The sequence below is a fragment of the Bradyrhizobium sp. 14AA genome, assembly GCF_054185205.1.
On sequence record NZ_JAVAYM010000028.1, the window covers coordinates 1 to 18,433 of the forward strand.

Here is an 18,433-nt window from a genome sequence, read left to right on the forward strand (position 1 = left end):
CAGGGCTCGATCTGCGAAAAGACCTCATGCATTTTCGAACGCTTGACCTTGCGCGAGATTGACCGGCCGCCCTCGCTCTCGAGCCCATGAACCTGAAAATAGTTCTTGCCCAGATCAATCGCCGCTCGGATAAACTTCGCCATGGACGGCTCCCCTCTTTGTGGCGCTCCGGCGACCACGTTTTGGCACTTGATGCCGTTCAGGTGGGGCCGTCCACAACATCATTGCGAGCGCAGCGAAGCAATCCAGAGTCTTTCCGCGGAAAGATTCTGGATTACTTCGCTATGCTCGCAATGACGGTGCCGATGGAGCTTCGCACAAGCCGTTCAACTCGGCTTGCGAAGAGAGCGTCAAAAGCGATGCCATCTTCCGCCGAGCCTGATTTTATGAAACCGTCCACCATGCGCCGGATCATCGTCGTTGGCTCCCAGGGAAGCGGAAAGACGAGCCTCGCCCGGAATCTCGGGCGAAAGCTCGCCCTGCCGGTGGTGCATCTCGACGTGCTCTACTGGCGCCCGGGCTGGAAGCCGTCCGACAAGCCGAGCTTTCGGACACGCGTCGCTGATGCCATCGCGGGCGATGCGTGGGTCGTCGACGGCAGTTTTTCGGGGCTGGCGTTCGATCTCACGCTCGCGCACGCCGATACGCTGGTCGTCATCGACCGCCCGCGCTGGCTTTGCCAGTGGCGCATTCTCTGGCGCTCGGCCTTCGATCGCGACACGATGCGTCCCGATCTGCCCGAGGGCTGTCCGGAACAGTTCGACTGGAAACTGATGAAGGAGGCCTGGCGCTACGACACCGAGCGCGCGCCCGTCATCGAGGCCGAGCGTGTGCAATATGGCGCTGATGTCCCGGTCGTGCGCTTGAGACGCGACCGGGAGATCGCGGATTTTCTGGATTCCATCTAGGACCAGACGGCTAGGATTTCTTCTGCGCGATACCCGCAGCGAATGCCTTCATCAGCCCCGTGTCCGCCGCCTCGCCGTTCGCATCCTCGGCGAGATGCTCGAACCACCTCGCAAAGCCCTCATAGATCTGGCTGGCCGGATGATCGGGGCCGAGAAAGCCGGAAATCTCCCGCATCTCCGCAACCCAGCGATAGGCCTTCGGGATCATGTCCGGCAGCGCGACTTCGAGCCGGGCCAGAACCGCGGGCTGGCTCAGCGCGAGTTCGCCGCGCAGCGCATCCGCCGCGCCCGCTTTCGTCGCCGCAACCACCATGGCCGAGCCGATGCCGGCAAGGCCCTTGACGATGCCGGCGTAGGACATTTTCAGCGCCGACGCCGCGCCGACCGGTCCCTCGACGATCCGCACGTCGAGCCCGAGATCCTTCAGTACGGCAACGTCTCCGGCATACTCGCCGGACATGTAGAAGGCCGGGCTCTTGCCGCCCGGCTGCGGCGGAAAGCCGATGATGCCGGCATCGACGAACGGCGCCTGCGCCGAGCCGATGATCTCCTCGATTCTTTGCACTGTATCGACGTTCACGGCGTTGCAATCGACCACGACCGGCTTCTTCGCGCGCCTGACGATCAGCGCCGCCAGCCGTTCGGCCAGCGCAACGGCCTCGCCGGGCGGCACGATCGAGAGGATGACATCGGCGCTCGCGATTTCATCGTCTTCGACACCGACCATGCCGGCATCCGCGGCGCGCTTGCGCGTCGCCTCGCTCCGCCCCTTCAACGACGTCAGCACGCGTGCGCCATTCTCGCCGAGGCGGCGGGCCACCGCGCTGCCCATGGCACCGGGGGCGAGGATCGCAATGGTTTTGGACATCGTGCACTCCAGTCGAATACCGAGCGACGCACTCGGTTCAAACGGAGACTAGCAGAGGATGCGAACGCCCGCGTGACCGGCGGCCATCCCGTGGAGGAATGGCCCTACTCCACCTTCGCAGGCTGGGGCTGGAGCGCCGAAGCATTGGCAATGCGCGCGGCGTTGGCCATGCCCGCCAGCGCCGCGGCCTTCTTCGGGTCAGGCGCCGAGCCCGGCTGCACCACGCCGGCCGACATGATCAGCGTCGCGGCGTCCTCGGCGCTGAGGTCGACCTCGATGATCTTGCTCTTGGGCACATAGAAGAAGAAGCCGGTGGTCGGGTTCGGCGAGCACGGCAGGAACACCGAGACGTGCTCCTCCTGCCCCGGCAGGTTGCGGGCGATGTCTTCATTAGGCGACTGCGAGATCAGCACGATCGACCACATGCCCGGCGAGGGAAATTCGACCAGGCCGACCTTGCGGAAGCTCGAGCCCTTGCCCGAGAACAGCGTCTCGAACACCTGCTTCAGGCCGCGATAGATGGCGCGCACCGCCGGGATGCGGCCGAGCAGCGTCTCGCCGACATCGACCAGCGTCCGGCCGATCAAATTGGCCGCAAGGAATCCCACCAGCGTCAGCGTGAAGAATGCGACAATCAGTCCCCAGCCGGGAACGACGTAGGGCAAATAGGTTTCGGGGCGATAGGCCAGCGGCACGAACGGCCGCACCACGCCGTCGACCCAGGTGACGAACCACCAGACGAGATAGAGGGTGATCGCGATCGGCCCCGTCACGACGAGGCCGGTCAGGAAATAATTGCGGAAGCGGCCCATCAGGCCGGTATGCGGTTCCGGGATGGGATCGAGAGGCGCAGGCGCGTCGTCGCGGGTGGTCATTCGGGTTCCAGGTCAGTCGCAGCAAACAAGCTAGGGTCTTCTAGCAGGTTTTGGAAGACCACATGCGACCGGCCGGTCCGTTCTGCCTATTCTACGGTCACCGATTTCGCGAGATTGCGCGGCTGGTCGACGTCGGTGCCCATGACGACAGCCGTGTGATAGGCGAGCAACTGCACGGGGACGGCGTAGACCATCGGGGTGAAGGCCGCCGCCATGTCGGGCATGACGATGGTGACGAGGGATTCGACGGTCGCCTCCTCCGCGCCCTTGGCGTCGGTCATCAGGATGATGTTGCCGCCGCGGGCGGCGACCTCCTGCATGTTCGACACGGTCTTCTCGAACACGCGGTCGTGGGGCGCGATGACGACGACCGGCATGGTCTCGTCGATCAGCGCGATCGGCCCGTGCTTCAGCTCGCCCGCGGCATAGCCCTCGGCGTGGATGTAGGAGATCTCCTTCAGCTTCAGCGCGCCTTCGAGTGCGAGCGGGAAGCTGGTGCCGCGACCGAGATAGAGCACGTCGCGGGACTTGGCGATCCTGTGCGCAAGCTTTTCGATCTGCAGCTCGATGGTGAGCGCATCCGCCATCAAACGCGGAACCTCGACGAGGCCGTGGACGAGCTTGGTCTCGTCCGCCTCGGACAATTCGCCTCTAGCCTTGCCGGCCGCAATCGCAAGGTTTGCGAGCACCATGAGCTGGCAGGTGAAGGCCTTGGTCGAGGCGACGCCGATCTCGGGTCCCGCGAGGGTCGGCAGCACGGTCTCGCTCTCACGCGCGATCGTGGAGGTCGGCACGTTGACGACGGCGATCGTGTGCACGCCCTCGGCCTTGGCATAGCGCAGCGCCGCCAGCGTGTCGGCGGTCTCGCCTGATTGCGAGATGAAGATGGCAAGATCGCCCTTGCGCAAGGGCGCCTCGCGGTAGCGGAATTCGGAGGCGACATCGACCTCGACCGGCAGGCGCGCAAACCGCTCGAACCAGTATTTCGCGACGAAGCCGGCATAGCTCGCGGTGCCGCAAGCCGTGATGTTGATGCGCTGGATGTTCTTGAAGTCGAACGGCAGCTTGACCGGCAGCGAGACGCGCTCGGTCGCCATGTCGACATAGCGCGCCAGCGTGTGGCCGACCACTTCCGGCTGCTCGTGGATCTCCTTCGCCATGAAATGGCGGTAGTTGGCCTTGTCGACCAGCGAGGTCGATGCGGCGTGCTTGATCTTGTCGCGCTGGACGGCCTGGCCATCCTTGTCGAAAATGGTCGCGCTCTTGCGGGTCAGCACGACCCAGTCGCCGTCCTCGAGATAGCTGATCGTGTCGGTGAACGGGCCGAGCGCGATGGCGTCGGAGCCGAGATACATCTCGCCGTCGCCATAGCCGATCGCGAGCGGCGGGCCGTTGCGGGCGCCGATCATCAGATCGTCCTCGCCGGCGAAGATGAAACCGAGCGCGAAGGCACCGCGCAGCCGCCCCAGTGCCAGCTTCACCGCCTCGACCGGCTTGTTGCCGCGCGTCAGCAGTTCGTCGACGAGATGCAGCACGATCTCGGTGTCGGTCTCGGTGTGGAACACCGCGCCTTTCTTTTCGAGCTCCTCGCGCAGCTCACGAAAATTCTCGATGATGCCGTTGTGGACGACAGCGAGCCGTTTGGTCGCATGCGGATGGGCGTTGTTGACGGTCGGCTTGCCGTGGGTGGCCCAGCGGGTATGACCGATGCCGGTCGTGCCCTTCAGCGGCTCGGCTTCCAGCCGCTTCTCCAGATTCTTCAGCTTGCCCTCGGCGCGGCGGCGCTCCAGGTGCATGCCTTCGAGCGTGGCGACGCCCGCGGAGTCATAGCCGCGATATTCAAGACGTTTGAGCGAATCCACCAATTGCTCTGCAACCGGCTCGCGCCCGAGAATGCCGACAATCCCGCACATGCGGATCAATATCCCCCAAATCGTCGAAAAATCGCCTAAACGACGCGGCCAGTTTTTAGCGAAATTCCGAGGGAACCATATACTCAATAATTATTGCGGATTGAGACAGCATCGCCGGCGCCACGCCCGGCCTGCGTCGATGTGGCCGGCCTTTAACCTCGCGCATTAACTTGTTGTCAACAAGTTTGGCCAACGATTCCGGTCAGGAGAACAAGGCCATGAAAGGCTCATCCGACCGCAAAGGTCTGTCGTCGTTGTATCTGCGTGCCAGCGAGACCTCGGGCACCCACCTCGCTCATTGGCCGCCGCCCCAGCGCGGCAAGGAAAGCAAGCCGGTCTTCGTCAAGCATGGGCAAGGCGAGCCGGCCAAGCGCGCCAAGCAGCGCGGCTGGCGCCTGACCCGCGCCATCTTCTCCGAATTCGCCGACGACGAATAGCGCCGACTATTTCCCGGTCTTCTCTTCGGTTTTCTTGCCGCCCGTCTTCATCTCGCGATAGCGCACGGCGCCGCCTTCCCGGATGGTCTGCTGGTTGCGCTCCAGCGCCATGGCATCGTCAGGCACGTCGCGCGTGATCACCGAGCCGGAGCCGATATAGGCGCCGTTGCCTATTTTGACGGGGGCGACCAGCGAGGAGTTGGTGCCGACGAAGGCGCCCTGCCCGATGACAGTCTTGTGCTTCTTGAAACCATCGTAGTTGCAGGTGATGGTGCCTGCGCCGATGTTGGAATTGGCGCCGACGGTGGCGTCGCCGATGTAGGAGAGGTGGTTGACCTTGACGCCGGCCTCCAGCGTCGCCGCCTTGGTCTCCACGAAATTGCCGATGCGTGCACCGTCACCGAGCGAGGTGCCGGGACGAAGCCGAGCATAGGGGCCGATCGAGACCTTCTTGCCGAGCTTGGTCTCGACGATGTGCGAGAACGAATGGATCACCGTGCCATCCGCGATCGACACGCCCGGGCCGATCACGACGAACGGCTCGATCGTCACGTCCTTGCCGAACACGGTGTCGGCGGACAGATAAACCGTCTCCGGCGCGATCAGCGTCACGCCGGCCTCCATCGCCGCCTTGCGCAAGCGCGCCTGCATCACGGCTTCCGCCTCGGCGAGCTGCGCCTTGGTGTTGATGCCGCGCACCTCGTCCTCGCTGGTCTCGATCACCACGGACTCCCATCCCTGCTTGCGGACGATTTCGACCGCGTCCGTCAGATAATATTCGCCCTTGGAATTCGCATTACCGATCTGCCCGAGGATTTCGAGCGCGCGGCGGCCGTCGATCGCCATTACACCGGCATTGCACAGATTGATCTTGCGCTCTTCGGCGCTGGCATCGGCCTGCTCGCGGATCGCGACCAGACGCTTGCCCTCGACGATGAAGCGGCCGTAGCCGGTGGGGTCGGCGGCACGAAAGCCAAGCGCGGCGATTGCAGCGCCCCTGGCGAGCGGCGCGCGCAGCCGCGCAAAGGTCTCGGCCGAGATCAGCGGCGTGTCGCCGAACGCAATCAGGAGATCGTCGACGCCGCGCGCGATCGCCTCGCGCGCCGCCAGCACCGCATGCGCAGTGCCGAGCCGCTCGGCTTGCACGAAGGTGAGCGCGTCGGGGCGGATGCGCCTCGCCTCGTCCGCCACCGCCTGATGGTCGGGGCCGATCACGACCGCGAGCGAGGTGCCGGTTCCCTTTGGCGCGGCGGCGAGCACATGCGCGAGCAGGCTCTGGTGTGCGACGGGATGCAGCACTTTCGGCAGGCTCGATCGCATGCGCGTGCCTTCGCCGGCGGCGAGCACGATCGTTTGGCTGGAACGGGCGGTCATCGAAATCCTGTCAGATGCGGCCGAATCAATTGGCGGCAGGCCGATGCCGTCATGAGCTGCTGCCTTGCTACCCCCGCAAACGCCCGGAATTCAAGTGCGACGGGGTTTTCCTGTTAATGTTCCCTGATTGATTCGGGGAAGCCGGACAGGGCTGGGCACTTAACGTTCATGGCAAAGGATTCCGACCCACTGGCGGACGCCTTCGGCACCAAGGAGACCGGCGGGCTGTTCTCCGGACTTTTGGCCGAGGAAGGCACGTTCGACCGCCGCATGATGTGGCGGCTGGGCTCGTGGGGCGTGGGGGCCGTGGGCGCCGTCGTCATCGCGGTGATGGCCAACCAGGCCCAGCTCGGCTGGCGGCGCGACCAGGTCGCGTCCGCCGATCTCGCGCGCCAGGCCGACCGGCTCCAGATGCTGACCAAGGAGAGCCAGAACGAGGCCCGCCGGCTCGCCGCCGCCATCGAGACGCTGAACACCGATCGCGACCGGCTCTATTCACGCGTGACCGTGCTGGAGCAAGGGCTCGATTCCGTCACCGGTACCATCGCCAAGCAGAGCGCGAAGCCGCAGGACACGCCGGCACCTGACGCGCAGCCCGCGGCGGCTGCGCCCAGCGTCGGGCCGGTTGCCTCGGTGCCCGCGCCATCCAGCGACAAGCCGCGCGCGACCGCCAAGGACCAGGCGAAGGAGCCGGCAAATCCGCCGCCGCAGACCGCTGCTGCCGCATCGCTGGTGTCGCAGGCGCCGGCAACGACCTCGGCGCTGCCGATGCTTCCGCTGGTGCCGTCCAAGTCGATGATGGCGCCGCCTGATCCGGCCGCATCGAAACTGGTTCAGCCCGAGACGACCGAGAAGGCCGCCGAGAAAAAGGCCGAGCCGGCACCCGCCCCGACCGAAGTCGCCGCCACATCGACCAAGCCGCCGGAGGCAACTGAAAGCGAAGCTCCCGCGATCGCAGTCCAGCAGACGCGCTTTGCGATCGACCTCGGCGGCGCCAACTCGATCGACGGCCTGCGCGCGCTATGGCGCGGCGTGACCAAATCCAATCCGGAAGTCGCAGCGCTGCGTCCGATCATCATGATCAAGGAAGGCACCACCGGCCTCGGCATGCAGCTCCGCCTCGGTGCGGGGCCTCTGGTCAACGCGGCTGCCGCGGCAAAACTCTGCGCTGGGCTCGCCGAGAGCGACCGCCACTGCGAGACCACCGTGTTCGACGGCCAGCGGCTGTCGATGCGCGGCGGTTCGGAGAAGACGGAGAAGAGCCAAGACAGGGTTCAGGAGAAGAACTCCGAGAAGAACCAGGACGCAGCACCGCAAGCCGAGAGCGCACCGGCGCCGGCGCCAAATGCAAAGCCGGACAAGCGCCGCCGCAGCTATTCCTCCAAGCGCTCATCGAAGCGCGAGGAGCCCGCGCCCACTCCTGCGGCGCAGCCGGCGCCGGCAAAACCGGAGACTGCGTCTGCTTCAGCTTCTGCGGGATCGACGCTGTCCTCATTCTTCAGGCGATAGCATTGCGTCCATCGAGGACAGGCGCCGCGTCCATCTGAACGCGCAGTGAATACCCGCGTGTTTTCACGCACATCGATGGACCTAAATTTCGGTCCGCCACAGAAACCACCCGCTGATTGCCAAGTTATCCCGACCGTGAACCGGAGCGGCCGACACGCGAAATCGCTCGCGCCCGCCTCCATGACCAAGGGAGACATACACGTGAAGAAACTCATCATCGCGACGGCGGCCCTTCTGGCGGCATCCTCGGCGCTCGCGCAAGGAACGAAATCGCCGGGCGCATCGAGCAACGCGCCCGGTCAGCAGATGCAGAACACCACGAAGCCTTCGACAGGTCCCGGCGCGTCCGAATATGCGCCCGGTCACCAGAAGAATACGACGGCCGGACCGGGCCATTCGGAAAGCGCACCCGGACAGAAGATGCACAGCACCACGGGCTCGAACACCCGCAAGAAGTGATGGTGCGACGTCACGTCGTTCAACGCTGGCAGACGGCGCCGATCAACATGGTCGGCGCCGTCGCCGTGTCAAACACCGCTCGCGATTGTCTCCCTGCGCCGCGCGATCATCGATGAATGTTCAGAGTTGGGCGAGCATGCGGCTCTCGGACGCCGGAAGCACCCCGCCAGCCGAACAGAAACCTCCACCTTCCCTGTTGCTCCCTTCCGCCATCCCGACCATATTGCGCCCATGACAAAAAAGCCCTTCCGCCTCACGCCCTACCAGGTGCAGTTCCTGATCGTCGTCGGCTTCGCCTCTGTCGGCTATGCGCTTTATCTGCGCTATCTCGGCATCGAGAACTCGACCGTCGGGCTCGCCTGCGATGCCGGCTTGCAGACGCTGATCTGCAAGGCGCGCTCGGTCTCGACCGTGCTGTTCAAGAACTCGGTGTTCGGCATCGTCGCGCTGGTGGTGGCGACGCTGAACCTGATGCGGCCGTCGATCGTGCTCCTGACCGTCGGCATCATCGCCGCCGGCCTCGGCATCGTGCTCTACAATGTCGTGCTGTCGGGCCTGGCGATCGGCCTGTTCATTCTTGGATTTGCTCGGCCCGCGCCCGCCACAGCGTGAGCGCGAACAGCAGATAGATTGCGCAGGTCCACAGCGACTGCCAATTGTCGCGGCCTTCGTTGACGAGCACATACGCCGCCGCCAGCGTCAGCAGGCCTGCGAACACCGCCTCCGCGATCGGACGCTGGCCGATCTGCGGACGGTTCAGCATCAGCAGAGCGAACGGCACCACCGCCATCGTCAGCGAGGCGTAGGGGAAGTCGTGATAGCGCGGGTCGAACACGAAGCCGAGCGCGGTCTGCGCCGCGATCACCGCGGTCACCGCCAGCGTCAGGCCGAGCACGGCGGTGAGCTTCGACCATTTCCGGCCCTCGCGCGGACCGAGCAGATCGAGGAAGGTCGGTAGACTCCGGCCGATCACCATCGCCTGCGCGCAGAAGATCGGCGACAGAATGCCGGCCAGCAGCAGAACGCCCCAATGCAGCCAGCCGCCGATGCCGTAGCTCTCATAGTACATCTTGTCGGCGCCGATCCCGAGCAGGATGCCCGCTGAGGTCGCCGAGATGGCGACGCCGAGCCAGGCCGAGAAGCGCGGCGTCCACGGCCGCCTGCGCAGCGTGAGGCCGGCTACCGCGAACACCAGCACGCAGAGGGCCATGCCCGCGCCCATGTACCATTTCCAGTACGGGAAATTGCTGATCGGCTGGCCTGGCGGATATTTCAGGTTACGACGCACCGAGTCATAGAGGCCCCAATAGCCGCCGACCGTACCTTCCAGCTTGCGCTTCCACGGCTGGTCGTAGGACTCGATCAGGTTGACGCGGAATTTCTGCGCTTTCGCGAGAGTCAGGATTTCCGAGACGACGCGCGCCTGGTTGGTGCGCGAGGGCAGCGCCCCCTCGCGCATGCGGCCCTCGCTGGGCCAGCCGGTCTCGCCGATCAGGATCTCCTTGCCCGGAAACGCCACCGCCATGCGCTCGCGGATCGCCTCGACATGGGCGGCGGCGAATTTCGCGCGGACCGGAACGTCTTCCCAATAGGGCAGGATGTGGATCGTGACGAAGTCGACGGCGTCGTAGACCTCGCGATTCCTGAGCCAGAACTCCCAGACGTCGGCATAGGTGACGGGCACGCTGACCTGCGCCTTCACCGAGCGGATGATGGAGACGAGGTCCGCGGTCGTCATCTCGCCGCGCAGCAGCACCTCGTTGCCGACGATGACCGCGGTGATGATGCCGGGGAATTCCTTGCTGAGGCGAACGGCGAGCGCCGCCTGCTCAAAGTTCTTGGTGCGGTTGCTGGAGAGCCAGATGCCCTGGAGCACCTTCAGCCCGCCGACCCTGGCGGCGATCGCCGGCACCTGGTCGAGCCCGTTCTCCATCGAATAGGTGCGGACGCAGTCGGTGATCTCCTTGAGCTGACGCAGGTCCTGCTCGATCTGGTCGGCCTCAATATGGGTCCATGCGTTCAGCGGCGATTGCTCGCCGCGAAACGGTGCATAGGAGACGCATTGGACCTTGTCGGCGGGATCGATCGGGGCGCGCGCGAGCGTGATCGGCGTGGCAAGCCACCACCACACGGCAGCAATCGCACCCAGTGAAACGAGCAGAAGCGCCAGTGGCGTACGAAGAGAAATCGGTTCCATCCTCCACGAAGGGTCCGTCGATTACCTGCTCGCACGCTGTCTGCCAAGGGGGTAACAGGCGACCGATGCTCTCCTCCCCCGCCGAATTTGGCTGCGGCCGTTCGACCGGGGCCTAGGATCGTGACTTTGCTGGACAAAATTCGAAATACAGGTCATGGCATTCACGAGGAATTTTCCGCCGCATTGGAGACCCATTTGGGCGCCATCAGCTAGCGCGTCCGCGCGGGTCCCTCACGCGGGCGGTCAGTGGAGCAGTTGGGGAATTCATGCGGCAACGGGTGCGTCAGTCACGAAATGCGGTCCTGCGGCAGTTCGCCGCCACCTTGGCCGCCTCCTCCCTTCTGATTCTGACCGGTCTGAATGGCGCCTCCGCCCAGAGCGGTACGCCCGCCCCCGACCAGGGCAAGGCAGCCGCCCAGCCCGCCGACGCCGCCGCCAAGGACGCAGCCCAGAACCAGCGCCGTACCGACGAGTTCGCGGAAGCGGCCCAGGTGATCAACGGTCCTGCCGGCAACCCCGAATGCGTCTGGCTCGGCCGGCGCGTGGTGCGGCTGATGTGGCGGGATGATCTCGATACCGCCTTCCGCCATCTCGACCTCTACGACCGCTTCGGCTGCCCCGGCGGCCACATCCAGGCGGCGTTCCGCTGCCTGACCCGCTTCGGCGGCCAGATCGATCCCAAGGTCGCCGAGACCCTGGACAGCCGCGTGCACGCCTGCTGGATCAACCCGGCCTCCCAGCCGCAGCAGGCGGCGGCGAGCGCCTCCCAGCCGGCGGCGCCCACCACGCAAGCCCCCCAGCCGACAGCGAGCCCCTCGCCTGCGGCAAGCCCGACACCGGCGCCCCAGAAATAGCCGCGATCGTTTCAGCTGTCGTTCAGGAACGATCGGCCATAGGAGCGGTTGGCACTGCCGCGCGCTCATCGAAAAAGGCCATGCCCTCATAAGGACATGAGGCCATGACAGTTGTGAAACCGCGCGGCAGAGGTATGCTCCACTTGCCGCGGACTTGGTCGGATCTCGGGGTCGGATCCGCTTCCCTGCCCCCTCAGCCCCTTTTGGTTTAGCCGCGATGCGCGTTGTCGCCGCCGTTCTGTTGCTCGTGTCCGCGCTTCACGCAGGGCTCTGGGGAGTCATGCGCGACAGGGAACCCGCGCCCGACTTCAAAGGTCTCTTGCCCAGCGTTTCCTACGCACCGTTCGAAGGCTCGGCCCACCCCGACATCGACAACATTCCGACGGTGGAGAAAATCCGCGCCGACCTGAAGACGCTGTCGACGATGACGCGCGCGATCCGTCTCTATTCGTCCACCGGCGGCGTGGAACTGGTGCCGCCGATTGCAGCCGAGTTCGGCCTCAAGGTCACCGTCGGCGCCTGGATCGACAAGGACAAGGACCGCAACGAGCGCGAGATCAAGGCCGCCATCGAGCTCGCCCGCAAGAACAGCAATGTCGTCGGCGTCGTGGTCGGCAACGAGGTGATCTACCGCGGCGAGCAGAAGGTCGAAGACCTCATCGACATGATCAAGAAGGTGAAGGGCTCGGTCCGCGTGCCCGTCACGACCGGCGAGATCTGGAACATCTGGCGCGACAATCCCGACCTCGGTTCCAGCGTCGATTTCATCGCCGCCCACGTGCTGCCCTATTGGGAAAACTTCCGCTCGGACCAGGCCGTCGACCAGGCCGTCGACCGCTATAATCTGCTGCGCAACCTGTTCCCCGGCAAGCGCATCGTGATCGCCGAGTTCGGCTGGCCGAGCCAGGGCTACAATTTGCGCAACGCCGACCCGGGTCCATTCCAGCAGGCGCTGATCCTGCGCAACTTCGTCAGCCGCGCCGAAGCCATCGGCATGGAATACAACATCGTCGAGGCCATCGATCAGCCCTGGAAGTTCTTCGAGGGCGGCGTCGGTCCGTACTGGGGCATCCTCAACGCCAGCCGCGAGCCGAAATTCGCCTGGACCGGTCCGGTGGAGAACCCCGACTATTGGAAGCTGATGGGCATTGCGCTGCTGGTCGGCGTCCTCCTGTCGCTGCCGATCCTGCGGCTGGAGCAGCCGACCGCGAAGCAGGCGTTCCTGCTGTCGGCAACCGCGAACGGCGTCGGCGCCTGGGCCGCGACCGTGTTCGCATTCTGGAACGGGCATTATTTCATCTTCGGCTCGGCCTTCGCGCTGACGCTCGGCATGATCCTGCTTGTTCCGCTGGTGCTGATCGCGATGGCGCGCATCGACGAGATCGCCGCGGTCGCCTTCGGCCGGCCGCCGCAGCGGCTGCTCTCCAAGGGCAAGCCGGTCGAGAACGTTCCCGAGAATTACTACCCGAAGGTCTCGATCCACATCCCCGCTTATTTCGAGCCGGTCGACATGCTGAAGCAGACGCTGGATGCGCTGTCGCGGCTGAACTATCCGAACTACGAATGCGTGGTCATCATCAACAACACGCCGGATCCCGCCTTCTGGCAGCCGATCCAGGATCATTGCCGCGCGCTAGGTGAACGCTTCAAGTTCATCAACGCCGAGAAGGTCCAGGGCTTCAAGGCCGGCGCGCTGCGCATCGCGATGGACCGCACCGCCGTCGACGCCGAGATCATCGGCATCCTCGACGCCGACTATGTCGTCGATCCCGACTGGCTGAAGGACCTCGTGCCCGCTTTCGCCGACCCGCGCGTCGGCCTCGTGCAGGCACCGCAGGAGCATCGCGACGGCGACCTGTCGATCATGCACTACATCATGAACGGCGAATATGCCGGCTTCTTCGACATCGGCATGGTCCAGCGCAACGAGCTCAACGCCGTCATCGTGCACGGCACGATGTGCCTGATCCGCCGCGCCGCGATGGACATGGCCGGCGGCTGGTCGTCCGACACGATCTGCGAGGACTCAGATCTCGGCCTGGCAATCCAGGAGCTCGGCTGGACCACCCACTACACCAATCACCGCTACGGCCAGGGCCTGCTGCCCGACACCTACGAGGCCTTCAAGAAGCAGCGTCACCGCTGGGCCTATGGCGGCCTCCAGATCGTGAAGAAGCACTGGCGGCAGTTCCTGCCCGGCCGCAGCCGGCTGACGCCCGACCAGAAGCGCGAATATGGCTTGGGCTGGCTGAACTGGCTGGGCGCCGAAAGCCTCGGCGTCGTCGTCGCCCTGCTCAACCTCGTCTGGGTGCCGATCGTCGCCTTTGCCGACATCGCCATCCCCGACAAGATCCTGACGCTGCCGATCATCGGCGCCTTCATCGTCTCGCTCGCGCACTTCCTGTCGATGTACCGCGCCCGCGTCGCGATCAAACCCGGCCAGATGCTGGGCGCCATGATCGCTGCGATGAGCGTGCAATGGACGGTGTCGCGCGCGGTCGCGCAGGGCCTCATCACCGAGCACATCGCCTTCGCGCGCACCTCCAAGGGCGGCCTCAGCCGGATGTCGATCGAGTTCCAGGCGTTCTGGGAGGCCGTGATCGGCACCCTGCTGCTGGTCGGCGCCGGCGTGCTGATCGCCTCCAACAGCTTCCGGCAGATCACCGAGATCTACATCTTCGCCGGCGTGCTGGTGCTGCAGAGCCTGCCGTTCCTGGCTGCGGTCGCCATCGCCATCCTCGAGCTCAGCCGCATCAACTCGTTCCAGTTCTGGCGCGACAGCGCGGTCCGCACCGCCGAGCTGATCGGGCTCCGCCCAGTCGCCCTGCCGACGCCCGCCGGAACGCCGCAGGCCGTGCCGGTGCCCAACGAGGTGCGGCGGGAGACGAACTGACCAGCGGGAGACGTCACGGCGCGGAGGAGACCCCCGCGCCGCATGCGATCCCTCGCAGTTCGGCGTGGATGGCTGCCCGCCAATCGAGTCGAGAATCCCCGCCTAAGCAACGGATACGGCGAGCAATTCCCCGCCCCTGCCACGTGTTTCGGCAGCCACCGCTGCTATTGACCTCCGCAGCCACTGCCCCTACACAGCCCGGGCCGACAGCATGATCCGGAAACAGCCGGTTTTCCCCGCAGCGCTTCAGTCGAACGCGGCGGCAAGACATGCTTCTCGAATGTCCGAACACGATGGCGATCTCTTTGAAGCCATCAGCGGCCATGGGAGCGCGTAGCTCAGCCGGTAGAGCACGTGACTTTTAATCACGGGGTCCTGGGTTCGAGCCCCAGCGCGCTCACCAACATTGAAATTTATCCCACCTGCGACCGGGCTTCGGAATTGCGGTCGGCCTTCGGCGCGGCCATTGCTGCGTTAGGCGCGAGGACAAGCATAGTGACGTTGGCGGCATAGGAACGTTTCACCCAGCTGAGAGTCGTACAGGCGTAATCGATCCCTCGTTGCTGGTGGATCGGCCTATGCAAAAAGCAATTCCCTATGCGATCTCAGGGGCCATTGTGGCCTTCGGCCTCTGGATATTTGTCACCGGCCTGTCCTCAAGCTCGCCCGCTCTGTGGACTATCGTTGCCCTGGTGCCCATTACGATCGGACTGGTGAGCGCTTTCGGCCCAAATGATTGATGGGGAAATCAGCCCCTAGGACAGCGCGCCTGCATTTTTCGAATCATCAACCCGTGCTCGCTCTCCTTTATGGTTTCATGGTTTCAAGTTGCGGGGCCGACGCGTGTGAGTCATTTCGTCTCGATACTTCTGCTTGCCACCGCCCTAACCCTGACCTTGTGCTTCGGGGTGGCAGCCTGGCGGCTGTCGGCCACCAGAGACGTCGAGATCACTGCCACAATCCCACACCAGGAATACGGCTGGCGGGCGAGGCCGAATGATTGAACGCCGTTACCCAAACCTGCCAGCGTAACCTCGCGGGCCAGGCTTGTGCGGACATCGTCTCGAGTGATTTGCTCGACCTGTCCTCAGCTTTCCGGGGCTGGAATCGCCGCCGGCACGCTCAGCGGAGCGCCTCCAACCGAAACAGGCCCGACGGATTTCGATGGCCGCGCCAGCAACCGCTTGCGCATCGCGGCGGACATTCCGTAGCGAGCATTCGCTCTTCGAATGGAGGACGTGACGTCCGACATCATTGCACCTTGCAGCGAGTCGACCTTCGCGATCAGCGTCGACAGCTGCGAAGATATCTTCCTCACATCGACCCGCTCGTCCGTGATGCTCTGTCGCAGAGACAGCAGCACCATTGAATCCTGCTGCAGCAGAGCTGCGTTCTGCTGCAATGCCTGGCTACTCTCCTGGAGCGAGGCCGTGTGTTGTTGCTGGGCCGACTGAATATCCTTCAAGGCCGCGACAACCGGATCCGCCTTTGGCGCGGGCGCTTCCCAGCGCGGCAACAGTTCGGCCAGACGGCCGACATTCAGCGACTGAAAATCGGACGGCGATGTATAGATGGCCGCCGAGCCGTTGATGGCCAGGGCGCACACCGACAGGGCCAGGAGCGATTTCCGGCTGGACCGCTTGATCGGTACTGCAGCTTCCTCGGCTGCGGGTTCGGGGGCTGCGGCCGCAAACGCGAGCGCTGCGGGGTCGAATTGTTCGACGAGGCCTTGCGTTTCGAAAGTTGCGGTCACCTGCATTGACCTCCAATGAGCGAGCAAAAGGAAGCCAACGCCGGAACGTCCTCGCGACGGCTCCTCTACGCAGCACCCATCTACAACTGCCTAAAATTGTGGGCTTTTTGGATTAATTCCACGTTAGCGGCCCGGCCGGCTGGCAGGCCCGGCCACCCCGGCCGATTACGGGGCGCCATGCGATGGGGCAGCCTGGCTCGAAGCACAACAAAGCCGCAGACAACCTCCCCAAAAAGTGTAGGATTCAGCAAAACCGGAGGAACGGCATGTTTGAGATCAACGGTTTCGACACGGCAGGCGTCGTCAGCCTCAAGCGGCTGTCACTCAGCGCGGCCCTCAAGAAGGCCAAGGAGCTTGTCGAGGACGGGTGCTGGGACGTTCAGGTCGTTGACCCAGCTGGCCGGGTCTACACTTCGTTTGAGGAGCAAGCCGCTTAGCGGCCCCGCCGCGCGAACTCCGTGATCCCATTGACATGAAAACCCCGTCGCTTGCGGGAGCGCCGGGGTGTTGCCGACACATCCATTGGTGACGTCGGGGCTTTCATAGCGAGGGCCTCGGCGATCGGTTGCGACCCGTTTCATGCGGCCTGGCTGCGCCGATCCGCGCCATGCCGTTGCCAGTCTCCCCGTTTGGGAGCACGCTCTCTGGAGGCGCGCAAGACGCCACACAGGGAGAGACACATGAAAGAGCCGGGCCTAGACGGTCGCCATCGGGACAAGGATGGCGCGATCAGCAAGAAGCACGGCAACACGCTGATCGGGACATTGCGCAAGATCTACGGCAAGGGATTTGCGGCCGGTTATCCCGATGCGACCCAACTCAGTGAGGTCTTGCTCCAGTTGAACGAGACGTCGCTCAGTCAGTTGCGGCGCGATCACGACACCGGGCATTTGGGGCACAAGATCGACCACGCCTCGAAATGACGGCGCCCTGCGTGCAGGGCAAACACGAAAAACCCCAGCGCTTGGACACTGGGGCGTTTCGTTGAAAATGCATTGGTGAAGCAATGACGTCGTCATAACAGCGAATCCGCGGAGCGCTTGTGAACTGGTTCACACTCTTTGAATGGGTTCACATCCCTCGTCGGCGCGGCTCAACCCATGCCGGAGCGAGATACCGCATCCCCGGCGTTTGAGCGCGCGCCCGCCGCGCGCTAGGATGCCTCCTTTTACGGAGGCTCATTTGAAACCATTCATTGTCATCGCGGCCATCGCACTCCTTGCCGCCGCGCCCGCCCGCGCGCAGGCCCTCGTCGACCCCAACAAGGTTGCGCCCGAATACCGGGAGGCGGCCGAGAAGCGCCGGGCCGAGCAGATGCGTCAGCGCGAATGCGCGCTGAAGGCGGATCTGGAGAAGGTGCTGCCGCGGGATCGCACCGCCTATCTCAACCATTGCCTGGAGACGATGGCGGCCAAGCCATAACTTCAGCGCCATAACCTCACTGCGCGCGTTGCGCGAGCACCGCCGGCATGCTCGCGCTCGCTGCATCGGCTTTGGCGAAGCCTGCCGCAGCGCGTTCAAGCTTTCTTCAGACATTTGAGATCACCTGACGATCCATTTCCAACAGTCATTGTCGATCGCGCATGAGTTTCGTCCAGATTCAGTGCACGCGCTGCAAAGGCGTGTTTCGCGATCGCGCCGGGCGATTGCAGGACGGCTACACCCGGCAATGTCCGGGTTGCGAGGTGGTGCTGTTCTTCGCGGAGGACTCGCCGCACCCTTTCATCAAGCGCGCGATGCGCAATGCACGCAAAGCCCGCAAGGAGCTGCGCGAGGCCGAAGCCGTCCGGATCGCCGCGCCGCAACCAGCCGCAGGCGCGTCGCGAAGATTTGCCGGACGCGCGCGCACCTCGGAGAGAGAAGACTAAAGCCCGGACGGGGGCGGCGACCTCATCTTCGCCGCGGCTTCCTCGGAAACAGGCGATCGCGGATGTAGCGCGAGGTCGGCGTCAGGCGAATGCCGCGCGGCTTCTGCCAGACGGCGCGGTCGATCTCCTTCTTGTCGCCGATCGCCAGCCGACCCTTGGCACCCTTGGCGATGAAGATCGCATCGCTCATCTTGCGGCCGGAGCGCTTGTTCCTGGCCTTCACTTCCTTCCAGAGGCTGATCCTGCCGAGCTTCAGCTTGGGCAGCTCCTCCTTGATCTCGCGCCGCAGGCAGTCCTTGTCGGACTCGCGCGCGCGCTTGCGGCCGCCCGGGAACATCCACAGGCCGTCCGACCGGCGTCTGACCAACAATACCTTGCCGCGCTTGGCGGCAACCAGCTTGGAAGACTTCGCCATCGCTGCCGTAGGAGAAAAACAGAATCGTTCCGATCGTAACTTGTCTAATCGGATAGACAAGTTCGGGGCGTGCGTTGATCACAGGCGCCGAGCCGTCGGCCTCGGCGCGA

Annotated in this window: 19 protein-coding genes and 1 tRNA gene; 13 read left to right on the forward strand and 7 right to left on the reverse strand. The window is 64.5% G+C overall.

Translation table 11 applies throughout. From position 1 onward, the window contains the following. The first annotated feature begins 386 nt into the window (after positions 1-386). Entirely contained in the window at positions 387-908 is a 522-nt protein-coding gene (locus RAD15_RS36135; RefSeq protein WP_458183492.1) for an AAA family ATPase, read from the forward strand. Between the two features lie 10 nt (positions 909-918). On the opposite strand, the gene RAD15_RS36140 is transcribed toward RAD15_RS36135, so the two are convergent. From RAD15_RS36140 to glmS, 3 genes are all read right to left on the reverse strand, one after another. Beyond that, positions 919-1,776 (reverse strand): DUF1932 domain-containing protein, encoded by an 858-nt coding sequence (locus RAD15_RS36140; RefSeq protein WP_458183493.1) that lies wholly within the window; start codon positions 1,774-1,776, stop codon positions 919-921. Positions 1,777-1,880: 104 nt separating this feature from the next. Then, positions 1,881-2,651, reverse strand: coding sequence for a DUF502 domain-containing protein (locus tag RAD15_RS36145; protein ID WP_458183494.1), 771 nt, complete (start codon positions 2,649-2,651; stop codon positions 1,881-1,883). An 86-nt stretch (positions 2,652-2,737) separates the two neighbouring features. Beyond that, complete coding sequence (gene glmS / locus RAD15_RS36150; protein WP_458183495.1) at positions 2,738-4,564, reverse strand: glutamine--fructose-6-phosphate transaminase (isomerizing); 1,827 nt, start codon at positions 4,562-4,564, stop codon at positions 2,738-2,740. A 218-nt stretch (positions 4,565-4,782) separates the two neighbouring features. Here glmS and RAD15_RS36155 point away from each other — a divergent pair, with 218 nt between their 5' ends. Next, entirely contained in the window at positions 4,783-5,001 is a 219-nt protein-coding gene (locus tag RAD15_RS36155) for a hypothetical protein (protein ID WP_458183496.1), read from the forward strand. 6 nt (positions 5,002-5,007) lie between these two features. Here RAD15_RS36155 and glmU read toward each other — a convergent pair whose 3' ends face one another. Further along, complete coding sequence (gene glmU / locus RAD15_RS36160) at positions 5,008-6,375, reverse strand: bifunctional UDP-N-acetylglucosamine diphosphorylase/glucosamine-1-phosphate N-acetyltransferase GlmU (RefSeq protein WP_458183497.1); 1,368 nt, start codon at positions 6,373-6,375, stop codon at positions 5,008-5,010. A gap of 168 nt (positions 6,376-6,543) precedes the next feature. Here glmU and RAD15_RS36165 point away from each other — a divergent pair, with 168 nt between their 5' ends. The 3 genes from RAD15_RS36165 (at position 6,544) to RAD15_RS36175 (ending at position 8,955) form a co-directional block, all read left to right on the forward strand. After that, complete coding sequence (locus tag RAD15_RS36165; RefSeq protein WP_458183498.1) at positions 6,544-7,884, forward strand: hypothetical protein; 1,341 nt, start codon at positions 6,544-6,546, stop codon at positions 7,882-7,884. Positions 7,885-8,085: 201 nt separating this feature from the next. Then, on the forward strand, positions 8,086-8,343 hold the full coding sequence (locus tag RAD15_RS36170; protein ID WP_458183499.1) for a hypothetical protein: 258 nt from the start codon (positions 8,086-8,088) through the stop codon (positions 8,341-8,343). Between the two features lie 231 nt (positions 8,344-8,574). Continuing rightward, complete coding sequence (locus RAD15_RS36175; RefSeq protein WP_458183501.1) at positions 8,575-8,955, forward strand: hypothetical protein; 381 nt, start codon at positions 8,575-8,577, stop codon at positions 8,953-8,955. Here the strand turns inward: RAD15_RS36175 and RAD15_RS36180 are convergent. Next, entirely contained in the window at positions 8,915-10,540 is a 1,626-nt protein-coding gene (locus RAD15_RS36180) for a glycoside hydrolase family 17 protein (RefSeq protein WP_458183502.1), read from the reverse strand. The genes RAD15_RS36175 and RAD15_RS36180 overlap by 41 nt on opposite strands. Before the next feature lie 266 nt (positions 10,541-10,806). Here RAD15_RS36180 and RAD15_RS36185 point away from each other — a divergent pair, with 266 nt between their 5' ends. The 4 genes from RAD15_RS36185 (at position 10,807) to RAD15_RS36200 (ending at position 15,027) form a co-directional block, all read left to right on the forward strand. Continuing rightward, entirely contained in the window at positions 10,807-11,394 is a 588-nt protein-coding gene (locus RAD15_RS36185; protein WP_458183503.1) for a beta-1-3, beta-1-6-glucan biosynthesis protein, read from the forward strand. Between the two features lie 217 nt (positions 11,395-11,611). Further along, positions 11,612-14,287 carry a glycosyltransferase gene (locus tag RAD15_RS36190; RefSeq protein WP_458183504.1) on the forward strand — a complete coding sequence of 892 codons (2,676 nt, stop codon included), beginning with the start codon at positions 11,612-11,614 and terminating at the stop codon, positions 14,285-14,287. A 327-nt stretch (positions 14,288-14,614) separates the two neighbouring features. Then, positions 14,615-14,690 (forward strand) — tRNA-Lys (locus tag RAD15_RS36195). A 175-nt stretch (positions 14,691-14,865) separates the two neighbouring features. Next, a complete protein-coding gene (locus tag RAD15_RS36200) occupies positions 14,866-15,027 on the forward strand; it encodes a hypothetical protein (RefSeq protein WP_458183505.1) in 162 nt (53 codons plus the stop codon). Between the two features lie 347 nt (positions 15,028-15,374). On the opposite strand, the gene RAD15_RS36205 is transcribed toward RAD15_RS36200, so the two are convergent. Then, the gene (locus RAD15_RS36205; protein WP_458183506.1) at positions 15,375-16,046 is read right to left on the reverse strand and encodes a hypothetical protein; all 672 of its coding nucleotides are present in this window, start codon (positions 16,044-16,046) and stop codon (positions 15,375-15,377) included. A gap of 260 nt (positions 16,047-16,306) precedes the next feature. On the opposite strand from RAD15_RS36205, the gene RAD15_RS36210 reads away from it, so the two are divergent. The 4 genes from RAD15_RS36210 (at position 16,307) to RAD15_RS36225 (ending at position 17,908) form a co-directional block, all read left to right on the forward strand. Beyond that, complete coding sequence (locus RAD15_RS36210; protein WP_458183507.1) at positions 16,307-16,477, forward strand: hypothetical protein; 171 nt, start codon at positions 16,307-16,309, stop codon at positions 16,475-16,477. Between the two features lie 243 nt (positions 16,478-16,720). Then, the gene (locus RAD15_RS36215) at positions 16,721-16,963 is read left to right on the forward strand and encodes a hypothetical protein (RefSeq protein WP_458183508.1); all 243 of its coding nucleotides are present in this window, start codon (positions 16,721-16,723) and stop codon (positions 16,961-16,963) included. Positions 16,964-17,222: 259 nt separating this feature from the next. After that, positions 17,223-17,462 (forward strand): hypothetical protein, encoded by a 240-nt coding sequence (locus RAD15_RS36220; RefSeq protein ID WP_458183509.1) that lies wholly within the window; start codon positions 17,223-17,225, stop codon positions 17,460-17,462. A 161-nt stretch (positions 17,463-17,623) separates the two neighbouring features. Beyond that, complete coding sequence (locus RAD15_RS36225) at positions 17,624-17,908, forward strand: hypothetical protein (protein WP_458183510.1); 285 nt, start codon at positions 17,624-17,626, stop codon at positions 17,906-17,908. Positions 17,909-17,930: 22 nt separating this feature from the next. On the opposite strand, the gene RAD15_RS36230 is transcribed toward RAD15_RS36225, so the two are convergent. Then, the gene (locus RAD15_RS36230) at positions 17,931-18,323 is read right to left on the reverse strand and encodes an NUDIX hydrolase (protein WP_458183511.1); all 393 of its coding nucleotides are present in this window, start codon (positions 18,321-18,323) and stop codon (positions 17,931-17,933) included. Between the last annotated feature and the right edge of the window lie 110 nt (positions 18,324-18,433).